Annotated in this window: 17 protein-coding genes and 1 other annotated feature; of the genes, 4 read left to right on the top strand and 13 right to left on the bottom strand. The window is 31.4% G+C overall.

Translation table 11 applies throughout. The features are described 5' to 3' along the window. Positions 1–68: 68 nt before the first annotated feature. From LGK97_RS18600 to ileS, 5 genes are all read right to left on the bottom strand, one after another. The gene (locus tag LGK97_RS18600) at positions 69–1,199 is read right to left on the bottom strand and encodes an alkaline phosphatase family protein (protein ID WP_226261622.1); all 1,131 of its coding nucleotides are present in this window, start codon (positions 1,197–1,199) and stop codon (positions 69–71) included. A 27-nt stretch (positions 1,200–1,226) separates the two neighbouring features. After that, positions 1,227–1,526 (bottom strand): hypothetical protein, encoded by a 300-nt coding sequence (locus LGK97_RS18595; RefSeq protein WP_226261620.1) that lies wholly within the window; start codon positions 1,524–1,526, stop codon positions 1,227–1,229. 119 nt (positions 1,527–1,645) lie between these two features. Beyond that, positions 1,646–1,897, bottom strand: coding sequence for a hypothetical protein (locus tag LGK97_RS18590; RefSeq protein ID WP_226261618.1), 252 nt, complete (start codon positions 1,895–1,897; stop codon positions 1,646–1,648). 462 nt (positions 1,898–2,359) lie between these two features. Further along, complete coding sequence (locus LGK97_RS18585; protein ID WP_226261616.1) at positions 2,360–3,127, bottom strand: formate/nitrite transporter family protein; 768 nt, start codon at positions 3,125–3,127, stop codon at positions 2,360–2,362. Positions 3,128–3,225: 98 nt separating this feature from the next. After that, the gene (gene ileS, locus LGK97_RS18580) at positions 3,226–6,327 is read right to left on the bottom strand and encodes an isoleucine--tRNA ligase (RefSeq protein ID WP_226261613.1); all 3,102 of its coding nucleotides are present in this window, start codon (positions 6,325–6,327) and stop codon (positions 3,226–3,228) included. 57 nt (positions 6,328–6,384) lie between these two features. Next, positions 6,385–6,636: a binding site (T-box leader), on the bottom strand. Between the two features lie 488 nt (positions 6,637–7,124). Between ileS and LGK97_RS18575 the strand changes: the two genes are divergently transcribed. Beyond that, positions 7,125–9,020: a glutamine synthetase gene (locus tag LGK97_RS18575; RefSeq protein ID WP_226261611.1), complete on the top strand. Its 1,896-nt coding sequence runs from the start codon at positions 7,125–7,127 to the stop codon at positions 9,018–9,020. A gap of 86 nt (positions 9,021–9,106) precedes the next feature. Here LGK97_RS18575 and LGK97_RS18570 read toward each other — a convergent pair whose 3' ends face one another. Continuing rightward, complete coding sequence (locus tag LGK97_RS18570) at positions 9,107–11,119, bottom strand: N-acetylmuramoyl-L-alanine amidase (RefSeq protein ID WP_226261610.1); 2,013 nt, start codon at positions 11,117–11,119, stop codon at positions 9,107–9,109. 360 nt (positions 11,120–11,479) lie between these two features. On the opposite strand from LGK97_RS18570, the gene LGK97_RS18565 reads away from it, so the two are divergent. Further along, a complete protein-coding gene (locus LGK97_RS18565) occupies positions 11,480–12,115 on the top strand; it encodes an MBL fold metallo-hydrolase (protein ID WP_226261608.1) in 636 nt (211 codons plus the stop codon). 52 nt (positions 12,116–12,167) lie between these two features. Here LGK97_RS18565 and nrdG read toward each other — a convergent pair whose 3' ends face one another. Next, positions 12,168–12,668, bottom strand: coding sequence for an anaerobic ribonucleoside-triphosphate reductase activating protein (gene nrdG / locus LGK97_RS18560; protein ID WP_226261606.1), 501 nt, complete (start codon positions 12,666–12,668; stop codon positions 12,168–12,170). A 93-nt stretch (positions 12,669–12,761) separates the two neighbouring features. Then, positions 12,762–14,870 (bottom strand): anaerobic ribonucleoside-triphosphate reductase, encoded by a 2,109-nt coding sequence (nrdD, locus tag LGK97_RS18555; protein ID WP_226261604.1) that lies wholly within the window; start codon positions 14,868–14,870, stop codon positions 12,762–12,764. A gap of 431 nt (positions 14,871–15,301) precedes the next feature. On the opposite strand from nrdD, the gene LGK97_RS18550 reads away from it, so the two are divergent. Beyond that, on the top strand, positions 15,302–15,502 hold the full coding sequence (locus LGK97_RS18550; protein WP_226261602.1) for a cold-shock protein: 201 nt from the start codon (positions 15,302–15,304) through the stop codon (positions 15,500–15,502). A 249-nt stretch (positions 15,503–15,751) separates the two neighbouring features. After that, on the top strand, positions 15,752–15,931 hold the full coding sequence (locus LGK97_RS18545) for a hypothetical protein (protein WP_226261600.1): 180 nt from the start codon (positions 15,752–15,754) through the stop codon (positions 15,929–15,931). A gap of 51 nt (positions 15,932–15,982) precedes the next feature. Here LGK97_RS18545 and LGK97_RS18540 read toward each other — a convergent pair whose 3' ends face one another. The 5 genes from LGK97_RS18540 to rnmV form a co-directional block, all read right to left on the bottom strand. Continuing rightward, a complete protein-coding gene (locus tag LGK97_RS18540; protein WP_226261598.1) occupies positions 15,983–16,816 on the bottom strand; it encodes a hypothetical protein in 834 nt (277 codons plus the stop codon). 151 nt (positions 16,817–16,967) lie between these two features. Continuing rightward, positions 16,968–17,552 carry a hypothetical protein gene (locus LGK97_RS18535; protein WP_226261596.1) on the bottom strand — a complete coding sequence of 195 codons (585 nt, stop codon included), beginning with the start codon at positions 17,550–17,552 and terminating at the stop codon, positions 16,968–16,970. Positions 17,553–17,663: 111 nt separating this feature from the next. Then, positions 17,664–18,923, bottom strand: a complete 1,260-nt coding sequence (locus LGK97_RS18530; protein WP_226261594.1) for a hypothetical protein — start codon at positions 18,921–18,923, stop codon at positions 17,664–17,666. Between the two features lie 77 nt (positions 18,924–19,000). Next, positions 19,001–19,837, bottom strand: a complete 837-nt coding sequence (gene rsmA, locus LGK97_RS18525) for a 16S rRNA (adenine(1518)-N(6)/adenine(1519)-N(6))-dimethyltransferase RsmA (RefSeq protein ID WP_226261592.1) — start codon at positions 19,835–19,837, stop codon at positions 19,001–19,003. Further along, entirely contained in the window at positions 19,818–20,381 is a 564-nt protein-coding gene (gene rnmV / locus LGK97_RS18520; RefSeq protein WP_226261624.1) for a ribonuclease M5, read from the bottom strand. The genes rsmA and rnmV overlap by 20 nt, the downstream gene beginning before the upstream one ends. Between the last annotated feature and the right edge of the window lie 112 nt (positions 20,382–20,493).

The following is a 20,493-nucleotide window of genomic DNA, read 5'->3' as shown; positions in this document are numbered from 1 at the left end:
ATTGCGGTGTTTTTCAAATGTCAAGTGTTTTCTTGAATTCATTTAATTATTTTAATTACCAGTTTGTGTTATCTTAGCTTGATGACATTGGCCACGTGGGTGGCACTATACACAATAAATGGTATCATCATCTCCTGCTCGGTCATTCCTGCATGATTTGATATGAACTGTTTAGATTTAGGACTGGAGACAATGCCTTGATCTGCAATGGCAACTGCTAAGAAATCACCAATAAACTCCTCAAATTTCCTATTAGCTTTACCATCTCCAAATAATTCTCCTTTTAAAACTTCCTCTTTGGAAAACAATAAAAAATCTTTGCCAAAGGATTTGTGAAATTCCTCTTTAAACTGCGGTCTATACTCCTCTTTCACGTAAAAACAGGTAGCTCTACTTTCAATAGAAATTGGCCTTACTAGCATCTTTTCAAGCTGAGGATAATCGCTAACAAACTTATAGTTCAAATTAATATGCCCATGATCTGCGGTAACAACAACAATAGTATCACTTAACATCTGACACATTTTTTCTACACCTTCATTTAGTTCTTTAACCCATGAAGTTACTTCACTACTATAGCACCCATATTCATGCATAGTAGCATCAGGTTGTGGAGTATATGCATAAATGTACTTATTTCCAGCAAGATTACAAAGTCTTTCTATTTCATCAAACATTTCAATATGTGATGAAACTTTATTAGTGCCAAATGGTGACACACTGTAAGCTGTAGCATTGCCCGTTTCATTGATAATATCATATATGCTTTTATAAGGGATTATTTTTCCAGCCACATGATAATCAGCAGCTTTTTCATCGCTATCTTGTAGCGTATTAATAAAAGTATTAACAATCTTATCTATTTCGCTAAAATATAAACTCCAACCAAGCCAACCATGTTCCTTAGGTGTCAATCCACTTTCAATGGAAGTCGTTGCAGCAGTTGTGGTGGGTGGAAATACTGTAGATATTTCTGCTACAAAATGCCTTCTCAAAAAACTTCCTTTATCAAGATGCTTTTCTAAGGCATCTACGCCTAAGCCATCTAATAATATGACCACAACATTTTTATAATTTTTCTTTAAGTATTTATCAAATATTGCTAAAGTTTCGTGGTGGTTTTCTGCTCCGTAATGTTTCAATACTGAGCAAGCCAAATTCACAATAGAATTATTATAGTCTGGATATTTTATGTCCATAAAGTGCCTCCAATCATTATCTGTGCGTCATTTTCGTGGAAAATAGTTTAGCCAAGTTATTTTATAGCTTCCTTCTGCATTTTCAGGTTTTAATTTAAGTGTGTATTTACCAGAAATACTTGTGTCAAATTGAAGATAATAAATATCTGGACCATTTATAATTTCTTCATTTTTTACTTCTTCTTTCCCATTTAAACTTCCATTCATATAATTTAATGGATAAGTTAATTTCCTATATACTTTTTCATTCTCATAAAGCACATAACCTTTAAAAACAGTTTCATCTTTAGGATTAGTGATTTCCCAATCAACTTTACCAGATGTCAATTTAAAATCAAGTGAAGCAGTAATATTAAAAGATATATTATGTTTCTAGACAATTGAGAATTGATATATTTGGTATTTCTATTTTGATTCCATTGCTACCGAAACTATATGTCAATAAATTATTTGTTTATAGCTTTTTTTATAGGTTTATATAATACCAAAACGATTATAAATACTAGAATACTAATTGTCATTATCACATCTATTGAAGACCCCATTATAACTGAAATACTTACACTATTTTCTGTTATTTTAGGTTGAGTTGATACGCTTGCGGTAATTAGATACTCACCTACAATTCCTATACAAAAAGAAAATACTAACGACATGATGAAATGTTTTTTAAAGTCCCATTTATTAAATAATTTCATTATACAAAATCTCCTTTGTGAGTATATTCCATTGTTAATTGTGAAATTATAAAATCAATAATATAAATGTAATTCATACTTTGCTACAAATACTCATTAACTAAGTATTTAACTTAGTAAGTCTTTTCACAATCATTAACAAACTTACTTTTTCTAACCTCAAATTTAAGATTTATGACCCTACTGTTGAAATTTTTTAAGTTAACTTCATTGTGTTTATTTAATTTTTCCCATAAAGGTTGTACAAAATCAAGTAATTCGATGCTTCCAGTTACAAATTCAAAATTATTCATGTTTGCAAATTTACTGTAAGTTGTTATAACTTATGAGCATATATAGATTATAAGTCATAAGTTTACACATTACCATATAAAAATAGACCCTAAAAAATAGGATGTTTCTTTCCATGATTAACTAATCACCGAAAAAAACATCCCTTTATCTTAATATTGCTTAATAATCTTATTTATCTTTTGATATATACCAATATGCTGTACCAATAAATACAGCTCCACCTACAAAGTTTCCTAAAGTAACCCAAAGCAAGTTATGTGCTAGTCCTCCTGCTGAAATTGCTGCTCCATGAGGAATCATTAAGGATACTGAAAGCAACGTCATATTGGCAATGCTATGTTCAAAACCTGTAGTTATAAATGCAAAAAGGCACCAGAAAATCATTATAAGTTTAGCTGTTTCTTCCTTTAATTTAAAAGCACACCATACTGCTAAACATACTAACATATTACAAAGTATACCCCTTAAAAATAATTCCATAGTGGGCATTGCCATTTTCCCCTGTGACACTTTTAAAATAAAAGTTGCTGCGCTTCCTTTTGCAAGTCCACCACCTACAAATAAAGTTGCTACAACTATTGATCCTACAAAGTTTCCTACAAAACTAAAAATCCATATATTTATTGAATCCATCCATGTAACTTTCTTTTCTAGTGACCCTATAGTCATAACCATGTTGTTTCCTGTAAAAAGTTCAGAGCCTGCCATTATTACGAGACTTAAGGCAATTCCGAAAGAGGCTCCCATAACAATTTTTGTTGCAGGTGATCCGGATTCTGACAACAACCCACCAATAGTAAATATTAATAAAATTCCAAATCCTACATAAATACCAGCTAAAGCCGCCGAAGTTAGATATCTCATTTTGCTTTTCTTTAAAAATTTAGATTTCATTACTGCCGCTGCCGAAACTTTGTTAATTTCTTCACTATACAAAATATATCATCCCCTTCCATAAATCATACCCACACTTTAACATTAAGCGCGAAGAAAGTATGTGACGAATATCACATACTTTCTAACCTTGCAATTAATTATATTTTTTCTACAGCTAACTGTAAGTCCTCACCGTTTATCTTAACTTCATTGTACTCTCTATCCTGCTCGTATATAACTTCTACAGATAGAGTATCCTTTTTAATTTGCTCTTCAAATTTCTTAATTACATTTTTAAGCATTTCATTTCCAGAAACAAAGGTTTTAATTTTATCAGCAACTTCAAAACCACTTTCTTTTCTCATGTTTTGAATTTTACTTAAAATTTCTCTTACGTGTCCTTCTTCTTGTAGTTCCTCAGTGATGTTAGTATCTAATACTACTCCCATTTCACCTTCTCCAGCAAATGCATAGCCTGGAAGTCCTTGCATTGTAACAAGTAATCTTTCGCTATTTAATTCTATTTCTGTGCCATCTACATTTATAGTAACTACGCCGCCATTGTTTATAGTTTGAGCAAGTTCCATTTGGTTCATAGTACCTATAACTTTTTTGATACCAGGTATCAACTTACCATATGGTTTACCCAGTGCTGGTAGGTTTGGTTTTATTTCAAAGTTAACATATTTAGAAAGGTCAGCTCCTAGCTCTACTTCCTTAATGTTAAGCTCTTCCTTAACTATGTCTCCATAATACTCTGGAAGAGACCCTACACTAACAAGCATTTTAGCAAGTGGCTGTCTATTCTTTATATTAGCAGCATTTCTAGCACTTCTTCCTAGTTTAACAGTTTTATAAGCTGTATCCATTTCTTCTTCTAAAGTCTTATCCACTTGATCTTCTCTATATTCTGGCCAAGCACATAAGTGAATACTTTCTGGTGCAGTCTTATCAAAAGCAACTACTAGGTTTTGGTATAACTCTTCTGTTATAAATGGTATAAATGGAGCCGCCACTTTAGCAAAAGTTGTAATAACTCTGTACAATGTCATATAAGCGCCAATCTTATCATCTGTAAGTGACTCTACCCAGTATCTTGATCTATTACGTCTTACATACCAGTTAGAAAGTTCGTCAACGAATTCTTCAAGCTCATTAGCTCCTGGAGTTATTCTATAGTTTGCTAAATGTTCATCCATGTTTTTAACTAGTGAGTTTAACTTTGACATCATCCATTTATCCATGATATTTTCGGACACAAAGTTCTCATATTTAGATGGATCAAAATTATCTATATCAGCATATAGAACGTAGAATGAATATACATTCCAAAGTGTTCCAATGAACTTTCTTTGTGCTTCTATAACTGCATCTTCATAAAATCTTGAAGGTATCCATGGAGCACTAGCAGTGTAGAAGTACCATCTTAGAGCATCTGCTCCTTGATTTTCTAGCACTGTAAATGGACTTAACACATTTCCTTTATGCTTAGACATTTTAAGTCCGTCTTTATCTAATACGTGACCGAGTACAATACAGTTCTCAAATGGGTTTGTATCAAATACAGTAGTAGATATTGCGAGTAATGTATAGAACCATCCTCTTGTTTGATCTACTGCCTCTGAAATAAATTGAGCTGGGAAGTTTGCTTCAAATAGCTCTTTATTCTCAAACGGATAGTGGTATTGTGCAAATGGCATTGATCCAGAGTCAAACCAGCAGTCTATAACCTCTTCAACTCTAGTCATTGATTTATTACATTTTGGGCAATTTAAATGCACATTATCTATATATGGCTTGTGAAGTTCTATTCCCTCTGGTACATTTATTCCCTTTTCATTAAGTTCTGCTATGCTTCCTATCATTTCACGATGGCCACATTCACATTCCCAAATTGGAAGTGGAGTTCCCCAGTATCTATTTCTGCTTATGCCCCAATCTATAACGCCTTCAAGGAAATTGCCCATTCTTCCTGTTCTTACGTTGTCTGGCATCCAGTTGATTTTATTATTGTTTTCTACAAGCTTATCCCTTACTGAAGACATTCTTACAAACCAGCTTTCTCTTGGGTAATATAAAAGTGGTGTATCGCATCTCCAACAATGTGGGTATGAGTGAGTAAACTTTTCTGATTTATATAAAATATTGTTTTCTTTTAGGTATTCTAATATCTTAGCATCAGCATTTTTAACAAAGATACCTTTCCATGGAGTAACACAATCCATAAACTTACCCTCTCCATCAACTAGGTTGATAAGTGGCAAATCATGTTGTTTCCCAAGTAAGTTATCATCTTCACCATAGGCAGGAGCAATATGAACTATTCCTGTACCATCTGATAGAGTTACAAAGTCTCCATGAACGATGTAGAAAGCTTTTTCCTGCGGTGTTTCGAATGTGAACATTTGCTCATACTCCATACCCAAAAGAGCTTCTCCCTTAAATTCACTTGTAACTTCATATTCTCCCTCTAATTTGTTTAATAGCGCTCTTGAAAGTATTAAATTTTCACCTGCATGAACTACTTCAACATAATCGTACTTTTTATTTACTGCAAGTGCTACGTTACTTGGAAGGGTCCAAGGAGTTGTAGTCCAAACAAGTATAGATTTATCTTCACCTTTTACTTTAAATTTTACATAAGCTGAGGTTTCTTTTACATCCTTGTATCCTTGACCTACTTCGTGAGAAGATAGTGACGTTCCACATCTTGGGCAATAAGGCATAACCTTATAGCCTTTATATAAAAGGTCTTTATCCCACATTTGTTTTAGCGCCCACCAAACTGATTCTATATAATCGTTGTGATAAGTAACGTACGGATTCTCCATGTCTATCCAATATCCAACTCTCTCAGACATTTCTTTCCACATGTTAACATAACTAAAAACACTATCCTTACACTCTGTTACAAACTTCTCTACTCCATATGCTTCTATTCCAGGCTTGCCTGAGATTCCAAGCTTCTTTTCTATTTCAAGTTCTACTGGAAGTCCATGGGTATCCCATCCTGCTTTTCTAAGAACCTTATACCCCTTCATTACCTTGTATCTTGGAATTATATCCTTCATAACTCTTGTTAAAACGTGTCCTATATGTGGCTTTCCATTTGCTGTTGGAGGACCATCATAAAAAGTAAAGAATTCTCCTTCTTCATTTAAATCAAAATTCTTTTGAATAACATCTTTTTCTTTCCAAAGCTCAAGCATATCTTTTTCTATATCCATAAAGCTTTTTGAAGAATCATTTTTCTTATACATAATAAAACTCCTTTCCATATTTGATATTCGATTAAATATAAAAGAACTCCGCCCTAATGATAGGACGAAGTAATATTCGCTATGCCACCTATGTGATAATATAAATTCAAGTACAATGCTACTTCAAATAAATGAATACTTCAAGTACAACCATACTTTATCCTTTAACGCAGAAATACGGATAAGCTTACTAAATTTTCAGCCTTCAGCTCCTAGGTGATTTTCTCCAAACCTTCACTATGGGTTCTCACCGTATCCCACTCTCTTTAAGCTACCTGCTTGAGTACTTTTCCTAATCAACGCTTTTTATTAATCATAATTAATATAAATATATTAGAAATTAATATGAACTTTTTATCATTATATTATAATGAATTTTTATTGTCAATTTCTTTTTAATTTTTATAGTATTACATGTAAATAAGTTATATAATTAAAGCATAAAATATATTATCCGAACATTAATACTCATTTAAACTTATTTATACGTAAATCTCATTGTTTTGGGTTTATATTTTCAATTTTTATTATCAATAATCATGTTTTTGTAGATATATGTGATCTAATATCAGATAAAGACGAATATCTACGAATTTTAAAGCAAAAATAAGCTTAGACTACCTTTGCATAAATGAATTTATACTCTTTTCAGCTTGCAAAATAGTGCAATTATTTTATACTTAATTTCAAATCATGACGTTTTGTATTGACATGCTTTCATTATTATAATAAAATCATTTTATTTAGTTGAAGCTTTTAAGTAATTCAAATATATATTTTAGAGGAGGAACCTTTTTTTGAAAAATTTAATTTATGTAATTCCTAAAGAAAAACATTCCGAAAAAGACATTAAAGAAATTCTACTTGCTCATCCTGAGATAAAGTTCGCTTCCTTAGTTGGTATTGACCTATCTGGAAATGATACAGATGAACGAATTCCAATCAAGGTATTTTTAAACGATATTAATGGATTTTCTAAGGGAGCTATCCAAACAGATGGTTCATCTGTAGTATTGCCTGGCATCGCTACTTTAAATAATGCTAAGCTAGATATGCTAGCAGATGTTGATTGTAATTGGTTTATAGACTACAATTTTGAAAACATTGACCTTGAAACAAACTTACCTATAGGCACCTTAAAAATTCCATGTTTACTATTACATGATGATATACCCGTGGATTCAAGATCTATTTTAAAAAGATCTGTTGTAAATTTCAAGACAACCCTCCTTAATTTATTCAAAGAATATCCCTCCTCATTAGATTCTTATAACTTTTCATATGAAGATATCGATGAGCTTTTACTTACTTCTGCTACCGAATTAGAGTTTTGGGTGAAAACACCTAATGATAAGGCACATATAGAAGAACTCTCTACTTCACAAGTGCTTAAAGAGCAATATTGGAGTAAAACTAAAGGAAGCGTTCGAACTTCTCTAGAGCAATGTCTTTCATTAATGGATGACTATGGTTTTGAACCCGAAATGGGACATAAAGAAGTTGGTGGCGTAAACGCCCAAATAGGCGAGTCTGGCTCACTAACTCATATCATGGAACAGCTTGAAATAGATTGGAAGTTCTCTGATGCCCTTCAATGTGCGGATAATGAACTATTTGTTAGAAATTTAATAAAAGAAACCTTCCGAAGTAACGGTTTAGATGTTACCTTTTTAGCAAAACCTGTGCAAGATGTGGCTGGAAGCGGTAAACATATTCATATTGGAGTAGCTGTAAAATTGAAAAATGGTAAAAGGGTTAACTTATATAATTCAACTAAAAAACATTTTTTAAGTACTATAGGTTATGGCTGTGCCATGGGTATACTTAAAAATTATGAAGTAATAAATCCATTTATCTCTTCAACGAACGATTCCTTAAGAAGATTAAAACCTGGTTTTGAAGCTCCTGTTTGCATAGTTACTTCTCTTGGTCACAGTGTAGATGTTCCTTCAAGAAATAGATCCATACTTCTAGCACTAATAAGAGACCTTGATAATCCTCTTGCTACAAGATTTGAACTTAGAGCTCCAAATCCACATACTAATACCTATTTAGCTTTAGCTACCTTATATATGGCAATGCTAGATGGAGTTGTATACGCTATAGAAAAAAATAAATGTGAAGATGATCTTTTGAAAGAATTATCTAAAGCACCGGGAGAACATAGTGATTATTTAGAAAAAAATAGGGCTTACAGAAGTGAGGAAGATGTATTTGAGTTCTTCACAGATGCACAAAGAGAAGAATATTTTGGAAAAGCGCCTAAAACTGTTTATGAGAATCTGTGTGGTCTTTCTGAATATCCTGAAAAACTTGAAGTTCTTAAGGCTTCCGGTGTCTTTACTACTAGCATAATAAATAGCTTTAAAATGGCAATATCCACTAGGTGGGTTACTGAAATAAATAATAGAATTTTAAATAATTATGCAGCAGAAATTCGAAAGTCTAAAATGATCCATACCCCTGAAAAAGCTTTAGATTTAGACTTAGCAAATTGGCAAACAATTAATGATTTAAGACATTATCTCATGAAAGACACTTATGCTAAGACTAGCCTATTTACTAAAATAAGAGAGGCTTCCAAATCAGAAAACTACGAGGAACTTTCTTTATTACAAATGCAATTGGATTTACAAATGACTGCACTTAGATTTCATTATAGTAAATACAAAAAGAATTTGTTAGATATATAATTTATAACTATTAATTATAAAAAAACCACCTCAATTGTAAAAGTACAAATTAGGTGGTTTTTTATGATGTTATTATAGTATATCTTTTAATATATTATATTAGTTATCCCTAAACTCTTAAGAATACCTGTTGAAATTGCCTTCGCTAGTTTATCCTGATACGCATTAGTCCCTAACAATTTCTCTTCTTCTGGATTTGAAAGAAATGATGTTTCTACCAATATAGCCGTAGCATCTGTATTATTCAAAACATAGAAATTAGCAGTTTTAACCTTTCTATCCACTCTTCCAGTTTCTTTGATTAATTCAGTTTGAACTGCCTGAGCAAGCTTTGCTCCAGCTGCATTCCCACTAGAATAAAAAGTCTCAATACCACTAACTGTTGAGCTTGTATAGCTATTTGCATGAATACTTACAAAAAGATCCGGTTTTGCAGCATTAGAAACATCACACTTTTCTTGAAGACTTTGGGTCTTATCAGTTGTCCTTGTGTATATGGTTTCAACACCATTTTTAACTAATATATTTCCTACTTTCAAGCTAATTGATAGTACAATGGCCTTTTCTTTAGTACCCATTGCTCCTATTGCTCCTGGATCATTTCCTCCATGTCCTGGATCTAAAACTACTTTATAAGAACCTTTAACGGATTCTGTTACATTTATAAGTAAATTAACTTTTATAGTTCTTCCTATAATAGTTCCTACAAATGTATACACCCCAACTTTACTGGTGTCTAATTTATTATCCCAAACTACATCTACTTCTTTTTCTTCACCTTTGTCTGTAGTTGCCATAACTTTAGATGGCAAACTATAATTATCACCTTTTTTTATGTTTTCTACAATATCATTAATGTAAATTGGTTCTTCATCTTCAGTTTGCTTTTTACTAACCTGAATTATAGCTTTAACTTTCTTATCATAATCTTTTATAACTCCTTCATATGTATAAGTACCTGCTTCAGTTAGATAAACTATTTCTAGAGGCCATTGTACTTGCACCTCTTTTTTTAAGTTATTGCTCATAGTTGCTTGAAGAGTTTTAGGGAAGCTATATCTCCCTCCTTCTTCTAAGCTAACTTTTATATCAGGTACCGAAGATACTTTTAAAATAGGATCATAATTAGTATCTGTATTTTTAAATCCAGCATAATTCATTAGCCCATTAGCTATAGCCTTTGCCGCATTATTTTGATACTCCGTACTACTAAGAAGTAACTCTTCTTCTGCATTGCTTAAGAATCCTAATTCTAAAACTATTGCGGGACAGCTTATCTTTTTTAATATGGCAAAATTAGCTGTTTCTCCTGCTACTTGTATTCCCCTATCTTTAGCCGATGTTGCTTTTAATAGTTCAACTTGCATTGAGCTAGCTAACAATTTATTGCTATTACTATCAGTCATATAATATGTTTCAATACCTTTAGCTTCTGTATTTGATGCACTATTAATATTTACACTTAAAAACACATTAGCCTTTGCATTTTTCGCTATTGTAGCTTTTGCATCATCCTCGTTAGCCTTATTCCAAGATACTTCATCCTTAGTTCTTGTATATACTACATTAAATCCTCTTGTTTTTAATATATTTCCTAGCTTTAGAGCTGTACTTAGGTTTATATCTTTAGCTTTGACACCACCACTTCCAGTGTTTTCCGTATAATATTGTGCTGGATCAATGCATACAGTAATCTCACTTGATTTTGTAGGGGCAGCTTTAGCATCAAAGTTCATCCTAACTTCTTTCCCGAGAGGTTGTCCATCTTCACAAGTAACCTTTTGAGTAACTATCAAAGTATATGACTTACTATACTCATAGTCCTTTACAGGCTGAACTATAACATTCTTATTACCATTAGCCAAAGTAACCTTAATGTCTATATTTTTATTACTTTCTCCCACTAATTTTATATTTGTGGGATTTACACTACTAGTGCTTAAAGGTTTATTGAAACTAACCGTCCAAGGCTTATCAACTAGTACATCCTTTTTAGGATTCATACTTGCAAATGTACTTGCTTTTACGCTTATTTGCATAGGTACAAATAATGCAAATATAAAAATCATAATTATCATTACTTTACAACTGTTTTTCATATAACCCCTCCTAAATCGTCATCGTTTTCATATTCATTTGTATTTATATATATTTTTTTGTTCATAATTTCTTAGATAATTTTAAGCATAGATGCAGCTTATTACTTTTGTCCTCCGTTAATTATACTATACTTTTGTCATCCGCTCTATAATTTATAAGATTTTTTTAATATTACTAAAATATAAATTTAATTTGGATATATATTCCTTCACAATTGTATATTCCTCTATTAAATATGCCATAATTAAATAATAAATACCTTTAAAAATATTCTTTCATTATACAATACGTTTGTGTAATGATATTTGGTTCAGTTTATGCTAAAATATAAAAAACTCATTTAAAAAAGGAGAATTCACATGGAAATAGCTTGGCTAGGTCACTCCTGCTTTCTTTTAAAAGATTCAAGAGGTACACAGGTTTTAACCGATCCCTTTGATAGCACTTTAGGATATGAATCTTATAAAGGCTGCCCTCATATTGTAACTATAAGCCATCAACATTTCGACCATAATTATTGCAAAAATCTATCAGGCAATTACAAAGTCATAGATAAGATTGGCATATTCTACGAATGTGATATCACTATAAATGGCATCCCTTCTTATCATGACAAATATAAAGGCGCAAAGCGTGGTGATAACATAATATATACTTTCAAAATGGATAACTACAACTTATGCCATTTAGGAGATCTTGGTCATACTCTTTCAGATGACGATATAGATGCCCTAGGCAACATAGATATATTGTTTGTACCAGTAGGTGGCAACTACACAATTGACGGCAAAGAAGCATCGCAGTTGGCTAAAAAAATAAACCCCAAGATAGTTATTCCTATGCACTATAAGACTTCACAGGTATCCTTTCCCTTAGATGGAGTAGAAACATTTCTTTTGCATATGAAAAGTGGGTCAAAGGTAGGTAGTAATACTTTGGTGATTGGCGACGAAATAAAAGAATCATTATCTGTTAAGATATTAAATTATATTTAGAAAAAATTAAGCCCACTAGCTTTTATGCTAATGGGCTACAATGCTATTATATTTATTTCTGCCATAACATAATTTTATCTTTTGAAACACTTTTCTTCACATCAATAATTCTTTGATTGGAGGACCCCGTATACTTGCTTGCATTCTCCATTAATGTTTCATCGAATTTACCATCAACAAGTACATCTATGGAACTTAGTAATCTTAGTTTATCAGCATCCCCACTACTTATTATCTCCTCAAAAGTATACCCACTATAGCACCAAATATCTAATTCCTCGCTTTTGACTTTCTCTGATAACATTGATAAAGCTACTGCACTTTCAAAAGGTTCTCCTCCTGAAAAAGTCACCCCTTTTATTATAGGCATATTTTTCTTTATTCTTTCCATAATATCCTCTATTGAAGCGTCCTCACCATAATTAAAATCCTGCATAAACTCATTCTGGCAATTATCGCAGTTATGCTTGCACCCGGAAACAAAAATTACAGCTCTAATCCCATCTCCATTAACTAATGAATTATCTAAAAATCCACCTATTTTAAATTTCACTCAATATACCACCTTTTATAAAATAAAGTTAATGTAAATAATGGACAATTGCTTAGTACAATTGCCCATTGTTTTACTATGGTTAGTAGTTTTTTAATAGATAGATGCGTGATTCTCTGTATGAGATATTCTGTCCGCTCTCTCTGCTGTTTTCCCACTGCCAAATCTCTCATCTAAACTTAAGTAGCCTGTTACTCTTGAAATTCCTTGTATATTATGACTTCCACATTTGCTGCATTTTTGAGCTCCACTTTGGAGATATGTTCCACAGTCTTTACAATACCTTATATGAAAGTTTATGCCCATGTAACTAATGTTAGTTTGCTTATATGCATAATCTAATATGTCCATTATAATTTCTCCTGTTGGGTAATCGTCAAGCTCTATATAACTAATATGCCCTGCATTACATAACTTATGGTAAGGCGCTTCAATATCTATCTTTTCTACAATTGATAATTCATATCCTACTGGAACATGATAACTATTTGTATAATACTCCTTATCTGTAACCCCTTTTATTTCACCAAATACACCTTTATCTTGAAGTATAAATCTACCACTTAATCCTTCAGCAGGTGTAGCATAAGTACTCCAGTTAAGTTTAGTTTCCTCTATCAACTTATCAGTATACCTTCTTATATGGGTTATTATTTCAACTCCTAGTTTTCTTGATTCCTCGCATTCGCCATGATGTTTTCCATTTATTGCCACTAGCGTTTCTGCAAGCCCTATGAACCCAATAACCCATGATCCATTCTTTAAAATAGGTTCTATGGAATCCTCTGGTGTCAATCCTTCGCTACCCATCATGAGGCCTTGACCTGCTACAAAAGGTAAGTCCTTAACCCTTAATCTTTTCAGCACACCATACCTGTGCATAAGTGCCTCTCTAGCAAGTTCTAACTTACTATCAAGTAATTTATAAAACTTATCCACATCACCTTTAGATAATATACCTAGTCTAGGGAGGTTTATAGTTAACGGTGCAATGTTTCCTCGCCCTTTTGTTCCTGCTTCACCATTTACATTAGAACAAAGATAAGTACGGCATCCCATTGTAGCAGGTGTAATTCCTTGATCATAGTAGAATTTATTAAAATCTGCATCCAAATTCATAAACGTAGGATTCATCCTCTTACTAGCAACACGACAAGCAAGCTTATATAGGTAGTGATATGGATCTGTTTTTTCCCTGTTTACCCCTTTTTTAACCCTAAAAATTATATTTGGAAATACTGGTTGCTCTCCTCTTCCAAGTCCTTTTTCATATTCTATTAAAAATATTTCACATACAAGCGCTGCATCTTTAGACTCTGGTATTCCAATATTCATTGAGCTAAAAGGCACTTGTGAGCCTGCTCTACTATGCATTGTATTTAGGTTGTATACTATGCCTTGCATAGATTGCTCTATAGCTCTTCTTAATTTACGTTCTGCAAACTCATCAACTTTACTTTCATCTACACCAAGTTCTCTTATTTCTTGTTTAATTTCCTGCCTTGTATATTCTATAAATGCTGCCATATCATTATCGAAGTCCGGATGTGACTGACCCCCAAACATATCATTCTGAGTTGCTTGAAGCAAAATGCAGGAAAGTTCTGCTGCAGATTCTATCCTTTTTGCTTTTCTTATATACCCGTATCCTGTATTAAATCCTCTTTCTAAAACCTCTCTTGTTGGTATATGTAAACAATTTGTAGTTAAATTGTAACTATCTAAATCATGATAATATACATCGCCATTTTCATGTGCTTTTGCTAAATGCTTAGGCATCATAGATAAATTGTGCCATTTATTCGATTCACTGGCAATCCTAAGTAGTTTAGAGCTAAAGTTATTTCCTACATTGGCATTATCACGATCTGTCTCTACTCCTATTTTTTCTATAGCTTTCATTAGGTCCGATTTTATCTCTCTAATTTTATTTCTCTCACGTCTATAATTAGAAAAAGCTATACCGATAGGCTTATAACCATTTTCTAAAAGTGTAGCTTCAACAACATTTTGTATTTCTTCCACAGAAAGTTTCTGTTTATCTAAATCCTCAATTTTTTCTATGGTCTTTTGAGTTAGCTCTATAATTTCACTTTCTTTTAAATTAAAAGCTATCTCATCCATTGCTCCCTTAATAGCATTTGTAATCTTTATTGAATTAAATTCAACCTCTCGTCCATCCCTTTTAACAACATGTAGCATATTTGAACCTCCCGAACACAATATATTGTACTTAGATTATTATACTCTAGTAAAAACTTTATATCAATTTCATAACTTACTCTTATGATTATAATACGTCCCATTAGTTTTAATTCTCTCAATATCCTTTAGTTTCTTATAACTATTTCGATGTTGACATTTTACATTGTAATTTTAATAATCCAAACTACTCCATTTACCAAATTAATAACATACTATCTATAAAACCTTTATAATGAATAGTATAAAAAAACTGTTAAAAGCCAAACTATATTTACATTTTAAATCAAGCACTGTTAAAACTATTATAAATAATGCAAGTACACGAATATTATTATTTTCAAAAAAACTATTTAATAATTTATTAAAGTGTAGTATTATAATACTATGTTACAAATGTTACAAATTTTTTTATTCAGGAGGAAAGTTATATGAAAACAGGAATAGTTAAATGGTTTAATTCAGAAAAAGGGTTTGGATTCTTATCTGTAGAGGGAGAAGAAGATGTATTCGTACATTTTTCAGCTATCCAAGGAGATGGATATAAATCTTTAGAAGAAGGACAACAAGTTCAATTCGAAATAACTAGTGGCGATAGAGGCCCTCAAGCTTCAAACGTTACTAGATTATAATTCAAAATCTAAATTAATCTATAATACGAATTAATTATAGATAAACCACCTATCACTTTGTGATAGGTGGTTTTTAGTTTATGTACATTTAAACAAATAACATTCTCAAATACGAACTTATTTTATTTCATGATTTTTATAAAAACATCATTATTTCGTTGAATATAATATTCTTAATTGCTAAGACTATATTAAAGGAAGTTAACATAGATACTCTAGTACAAGTATTTTATGAAAGGATGTTTTATAATGTTCGGCAAAATAATAGATATTGACAATACAGATGCTTTTATAAATTTCTTAGATGGAACTACTATGGATGTAAGTGTTACTCGTTTACCTAAAGATTCAAAGATAGGAGATACTGTTGATTTAACTCTAAGTACCCCTACTAATATGATTAACGATAAAATGATAAATTTTTTTTAATTGCACAATAATAAAAATCCGTATTTGTTTTGAAAATACGGATTTTTATTATTAAAACTTATCAGGTTTTTTATCTTCAAAGGTCTCGATATTCCATGATCCTTTATCATATTTTGCCACCACGTAATATTTCTTTTCTTTTTCACTTGATGAATTTTTAATAGTCACAGAAGATTTATATATGGTAGCTTTATAACCTTCAGTTTTAACTTTTATTAATACATTGAAATCTGTATTTTTATCTTCTAGTAATACTGTGTTAAAATCATTTATCAGCCTACCTTTGAAGGTCTCTAAATCTGTGGATAATATGAACTTAGCGATGCTGCTGTCCTCACTTATATCAAGAAGTATCTTTTGATTTTTAATATCGTCTTTTATATAATTATCTAATACTTTTGAAATTGAATCGTAGTATACTGTTTCAAAGTCAATGGGCTTTCTAATGTTCCAAAAGTTTTTTATGATATCATTATCAATTCTTTTAGATACAATATAACTTTTATCTTTACTATATAAGTTAGCCCCATCTTTTTCATCTAATCCTGCAATATAGTCAAACTTGTGGACTTTATCGACACCCTCATACATTTCAAATATATAATCTGAATTAAGGGTTGATTTTGTGCTAACTTCTTTAGCTGTTGATAAAATCTCATACAAATCCTTTATGGCTATTTCGTCCGTAACAACAAATCTAAAACTTTTATCTCTAGTACTTTGTATTATTATCTTTTTAATTCTACCTTGCTTAATATACTCAAAGTCATTGTTCTTTACTCCAAGCTTTACCTTAACTCCATCAAAGTTTTTGCATCCTGTAAACATGAATACAGCTATAATCATAAAATAAACTACAGTAAGCTTGCCTTTATTCTTACGCATCCATTATCCTCCTAACTATCTACCTAGTTAATAAAAATTATTAATGGTTACTTCTCATTAATAATTGATTATCTTTCATATATTAAGGGACCTTCTTTCGAATCACCAGTAGATAAATTATAATACTTTAAAAAGCTTTAAGCAAATCTAATTAATGTATTTTTAAAGTCTCAACTATACTTTCAAAAATAGCACCATAAGCTTCTTTAAAATTTATATTTCTTGTAAAAAACGAAAATCTATAAAACTCTTTTCCACCATCAATAAAATACTCATAGGACTTGTACCAAATATTATCAGTAATATTAATTAAGTATTGCACTAAGTACGCTTTTTTACCATTTATAACAATGCTGTCTATCTTATAATTTTTAATTGTGTTTTGCTCTTTCGATATGTTTTTACTATTGTCTAAAAATGTTTTTAGGTCCTGTTTACTTTCCCACACTTCCATAAACCCATGTATCACTGCATCTGACGATTGAAAATTATTATGATATATAATTTCATTGCCTGGAAACTTCTTTTCATTTGTCGTCCATCCCACCGGCAACTTATAACTTACCTTTCCACTTAAAGCTACATAATCATCTAATAAGTTAATATTGTTTTCTACAAGAATGGTAGTCTTTAATTTACCATCAAACTGTTGTGATATTCCCAAAAGAGTAGTCATAAGTCCCAGTATTATTACTATAATTCCAACTTTCTTTCTATCTATAAATATAACCTTCAATGTATCCCTCCATATATTAATATTAATATACTATATGATGTATATTAATAAAATATTAAAAAATTAAATGTGTGACTAAATTATATAGTCACACATTCGAATTTATATATATTATTTTTTAAAAGGCACAACTATTGTAGAATTTTTGAAATCATAGAACATAAGCCAATGTCCCATACCATCATCTTCTTTTCCTGAAATCCAAGTTACAAACCCAGTTCTTCCTCCACATGGTTGATGTGCTTTAGATTTTGTTCCAGGTATTGCATAAACTATATATTTCATTTTGCCACTAGAGTCAGATTTATATCCTAGCATATAAGATTTATGATTTCTGATGTATGGATAGTAACAAATCATAGGATAATATGCTACTGCATACTTGTTGTAGTCACTTAAATCATATAGATCTTCTAAGCTCCCCACGGGTACCTTATACCACTTGCACCATTTAAGCTCCTTAGTAAAATTAGGCGTTTCTTCAAAGCCTTGTGCTGCACCCTTAAAGAAATCTTCTATGGACCCCTTAGGATATTCTTCTTTATCATTATTTACTTTGTTATCACTGCAATCAATTTCTTTTTCTTCTTTGTCTTCTTTTTTATTCTTATGTCTATTTAGGTCCAAATCATAATTTGGTTCTATAACTTCAATCTTTTCATCTAATCGCTCTAATATTTCAACGCTTTCAGGCGTCACAATATTTTCAAGCACTTCTACTTTTTCAATATTTTCAAGTATTTCTACTTTTTCAACATCTTCAAAAATAGTTCTTTGCTTAACTTCTATTCCTTCATCCAACTTCTCTTGAATCTCTAAATTTTCAACTACCCTATCAGTTTCTTCATCACTTTTTAATTTAATCAATTCAATATTTTTCTCATACTCATCAAATTCATTAATTACATCATCTTGTCTTGTTTCCTTCTTTTCCTTATCTCCATCTGCTAATTTGTAATTTTTCCATTCATTTGGTTTATCAGAAGTTGAAAACCCACTCATTATGGAAATTACATTTGTATCTAGGAACTTTACAATAGCGGCACCAATAATCTTTTCAGCTGGAATACCTGTATCTGCAATGTTGTCCATGTCGTATTCGTGAGAAATGTCTACTCTACCGTAATCGTCTATGTTCAATTTACCTAGTTTTATAATCTTATTTACATCTTTTTTACCACATATTAAAATCATGTAATAAGGTTGTTTTTCTTTCCTTAAGTTCTGCACATAGTATGAAATCTTACATTTATTATTCTTCATCTCAAGCTTTGCATAACCAGAAGGAATTTTATCAGAGTCTAAAGAATAGCCTTTTTCATCTTCTTGCAATATAATAAAGTACCTACTATAATTTTTTTTAGGTGTCACCTTCTTTTACCTCCATATAAAACTTATTCATTATAATATATGAAGTATAGTATAGAAAATGAACAACATCTAGAAATTTATTTTACAAGTCCTATTTCATCTGAAAGTGTTGCAAATTCTTGAAGTGATAAAGTTTCGCCTCTTCTACTTGGATCAATATTTGCTCTTTCAAAGCATTTCTCTAAATCTTCTTTATTGATTCCCATATTCTTAATACCATTCCATAAGGTTTTTCTTCTCATATTAAAAGATTGTCTTACTATAGAGAAAAATAACGCTTCATCTTTCACCTTAACTTTAGGCTCATTTAATCTATCCAATCTAATAACAATAGATTCTACCTTAGGTTGTGGTATAAATGCTGAAGGTGGCACTAATCTTAAAATCTCAGTGTCACAATAATATTGAACCAATATAGAAAAGGCTCCATAAGCCTTGCAATTCGGCTCTGAATCTATCCTTTGTGCAACTTCCTTTTGTATCATTATTGTTAAAGATTTAAAATTATAGCCCCCAGTAAGCAAGTTAACGATTATTGGTGTGGTGAGATAATAGGGCAAGTTCGCTACCAGCTTTACAGACTTTTCATCTCCAATTAGCTCATTGAAATCTACCTTTAAGGCATCATTATGTATAAGCTCAAAATTATCATACTCTTTAAGTTCTTCTTCTAAAATAGGAAAAAGTTTTTCATCTAGTTCTATAGCACAAACTCTCTTAGCTCTTTTTAAAAGTGCTCTGGTTAATGTTCCAAAGCCTGGCCCTATTTCAATAATGAAGTCTTCTTCATTAACTTCTGCACCATCAATAATATCGTCAAGAACAGAGTCATCTATTAAAAAATTTTGCCCTAGCCCCTTTTTAAATCTAAAATCATATTTTTTTGCTACTTCACTAATCGTTAAGTTTTCCATAATTCATCTCCTTGTCTACCTTTTTCAAAGCTTCTACAAATTCCTCTTTTATAATGCCATAATTGTTTAACCTAGTAATAAATTGCGCTGAATTACCATATCCTATACCTAATTCATTTCCTAATGCTTCTCGCCTTTCCTTTGCTCTGCTATCCGCTGTTAACTTAAAAAATATCATATCCTGTATATCAAATTCTTTTCTTTTCTCTTGTAGTTGAAACTTTGCAGTTGTAAGTGCCCTGAGTATTGTTTCAGGTGATGCATTTTCAACACCTATATCTCCATCTTTAGTACCGTCCTTTCGAGATATATATGCATGCTTAACATTTGCTACTCTCTTTGAAATGATATTCCTTATCTTTTCTCCAGCAAAATCAGGGTCAGTAAGAATTATTACACCCCTTCGCTTTTGAGCCTCTCTTATTTTATTAATTATCTTTTCATTGATGCCAAATCCGCCTACAGAAATAAGTTCCGCTTCTACTGCTCTTTTAACCGCTGTAACATCATCTCTTCCTTCCACTACTATTACTTCTTTAATCATATTTTCCTTCCTCTCTATATTATAAATTACTCTCGATATCTCGCTCATTCTCAGAATTTCATTATTTAAAAAAGAAACCCCCTTGGTATATATTGAAGCATTGTATTTATAT

The organism is Clostridium sp. CS001 (assembly GCF_020443565.1).
In the GTDB taxonomy this organism is placed as follows: domain Bacteria; phylum Bacillota; class Clostridia; order Clostridiales; family Clostridiaceae; genus Clostridium_AD.
Note: the sequence above shows the minus strand (reverse complement) of the source record. Positions and strands in the feature narration are given on the sequence as shown.

Bases quoted from the DNA above. Each gene is read 5' to 3' on its own strand.
- LGK97_RS18600 (WP_226261622.1), bottom strand. From the start codon at position 1,199: ATGGACATAAAATATCCAGACTATAATAATTCTATTGTGAATTTGGCT.
- LGK97_RS18590 (WP_226261618.1), bottom strand. From the start codon at position 1,897: ATGAAATTATTTAATAAATGGGACTTTAAAAAACATTTCATCATGTCG.
- ileS (WP_226261613.1), bottom strand. From the start codon at position 6,327: ATGTATAAGAAAAATGATTCTTCAAAAAGCTTTATGGATATAGAAAAA.
- LGK97_RS18570 (WP_226261610.1), bottom strand. From the start codon at position 11,119: ATGAAAAACAGTTGTAAAGTAATGATAATTATGATTTTTATATTTGCA.
- LGK97_RS18565 (WP_226261608.1), top strand. From the start codon at position 11,480: ATGGAAATAGCTTGGCTAGGTCACTCCTGCTTTCTTTTAAAAGATTCA.
- nrdD (WP_226261604.1), bottom strand. From the start codon at position 14,870: ATGCTACATGTTGTTAAAAGGGATGGACGAGAGGTTGAATTTAATTCA.
- LGK97_RS18550 (WP_226261602.1), top strand. From the start codon at position 15,302: ATGAAAACAGGAATAGTTAAATGGTTTAATTCAGAAAAAGGGTTTGGA.
- LGK97_RS18545 (WP_226261600.1), top strand. From the start codon at position 15,752: ATGTTCGGCAAAATAATAGATATTGACAATACAGATGCTTTTATAAAT.
- LGK97_RS18540 (WP_226261598.1), bottom strand. From the start codon at position 16,816: ATGCGTAAGAATAAAGGCAAGCTTACTGTAGTTTATTTTATGATTATA.
- rsmA (WP_226261592.1), bottom strand. From the start codon at position 19,837: ATGGAAAACTTAACGATTAGTGAAGTAGCAAAAAAATATGATTTTAGA.
- rnmV (WP_226261624.1), bottom strand. From the start codon at position 20,381: ATGATTAAAGAAGTAATAGTAGTGGAAGGAAGAGATGATGTTACAGCG.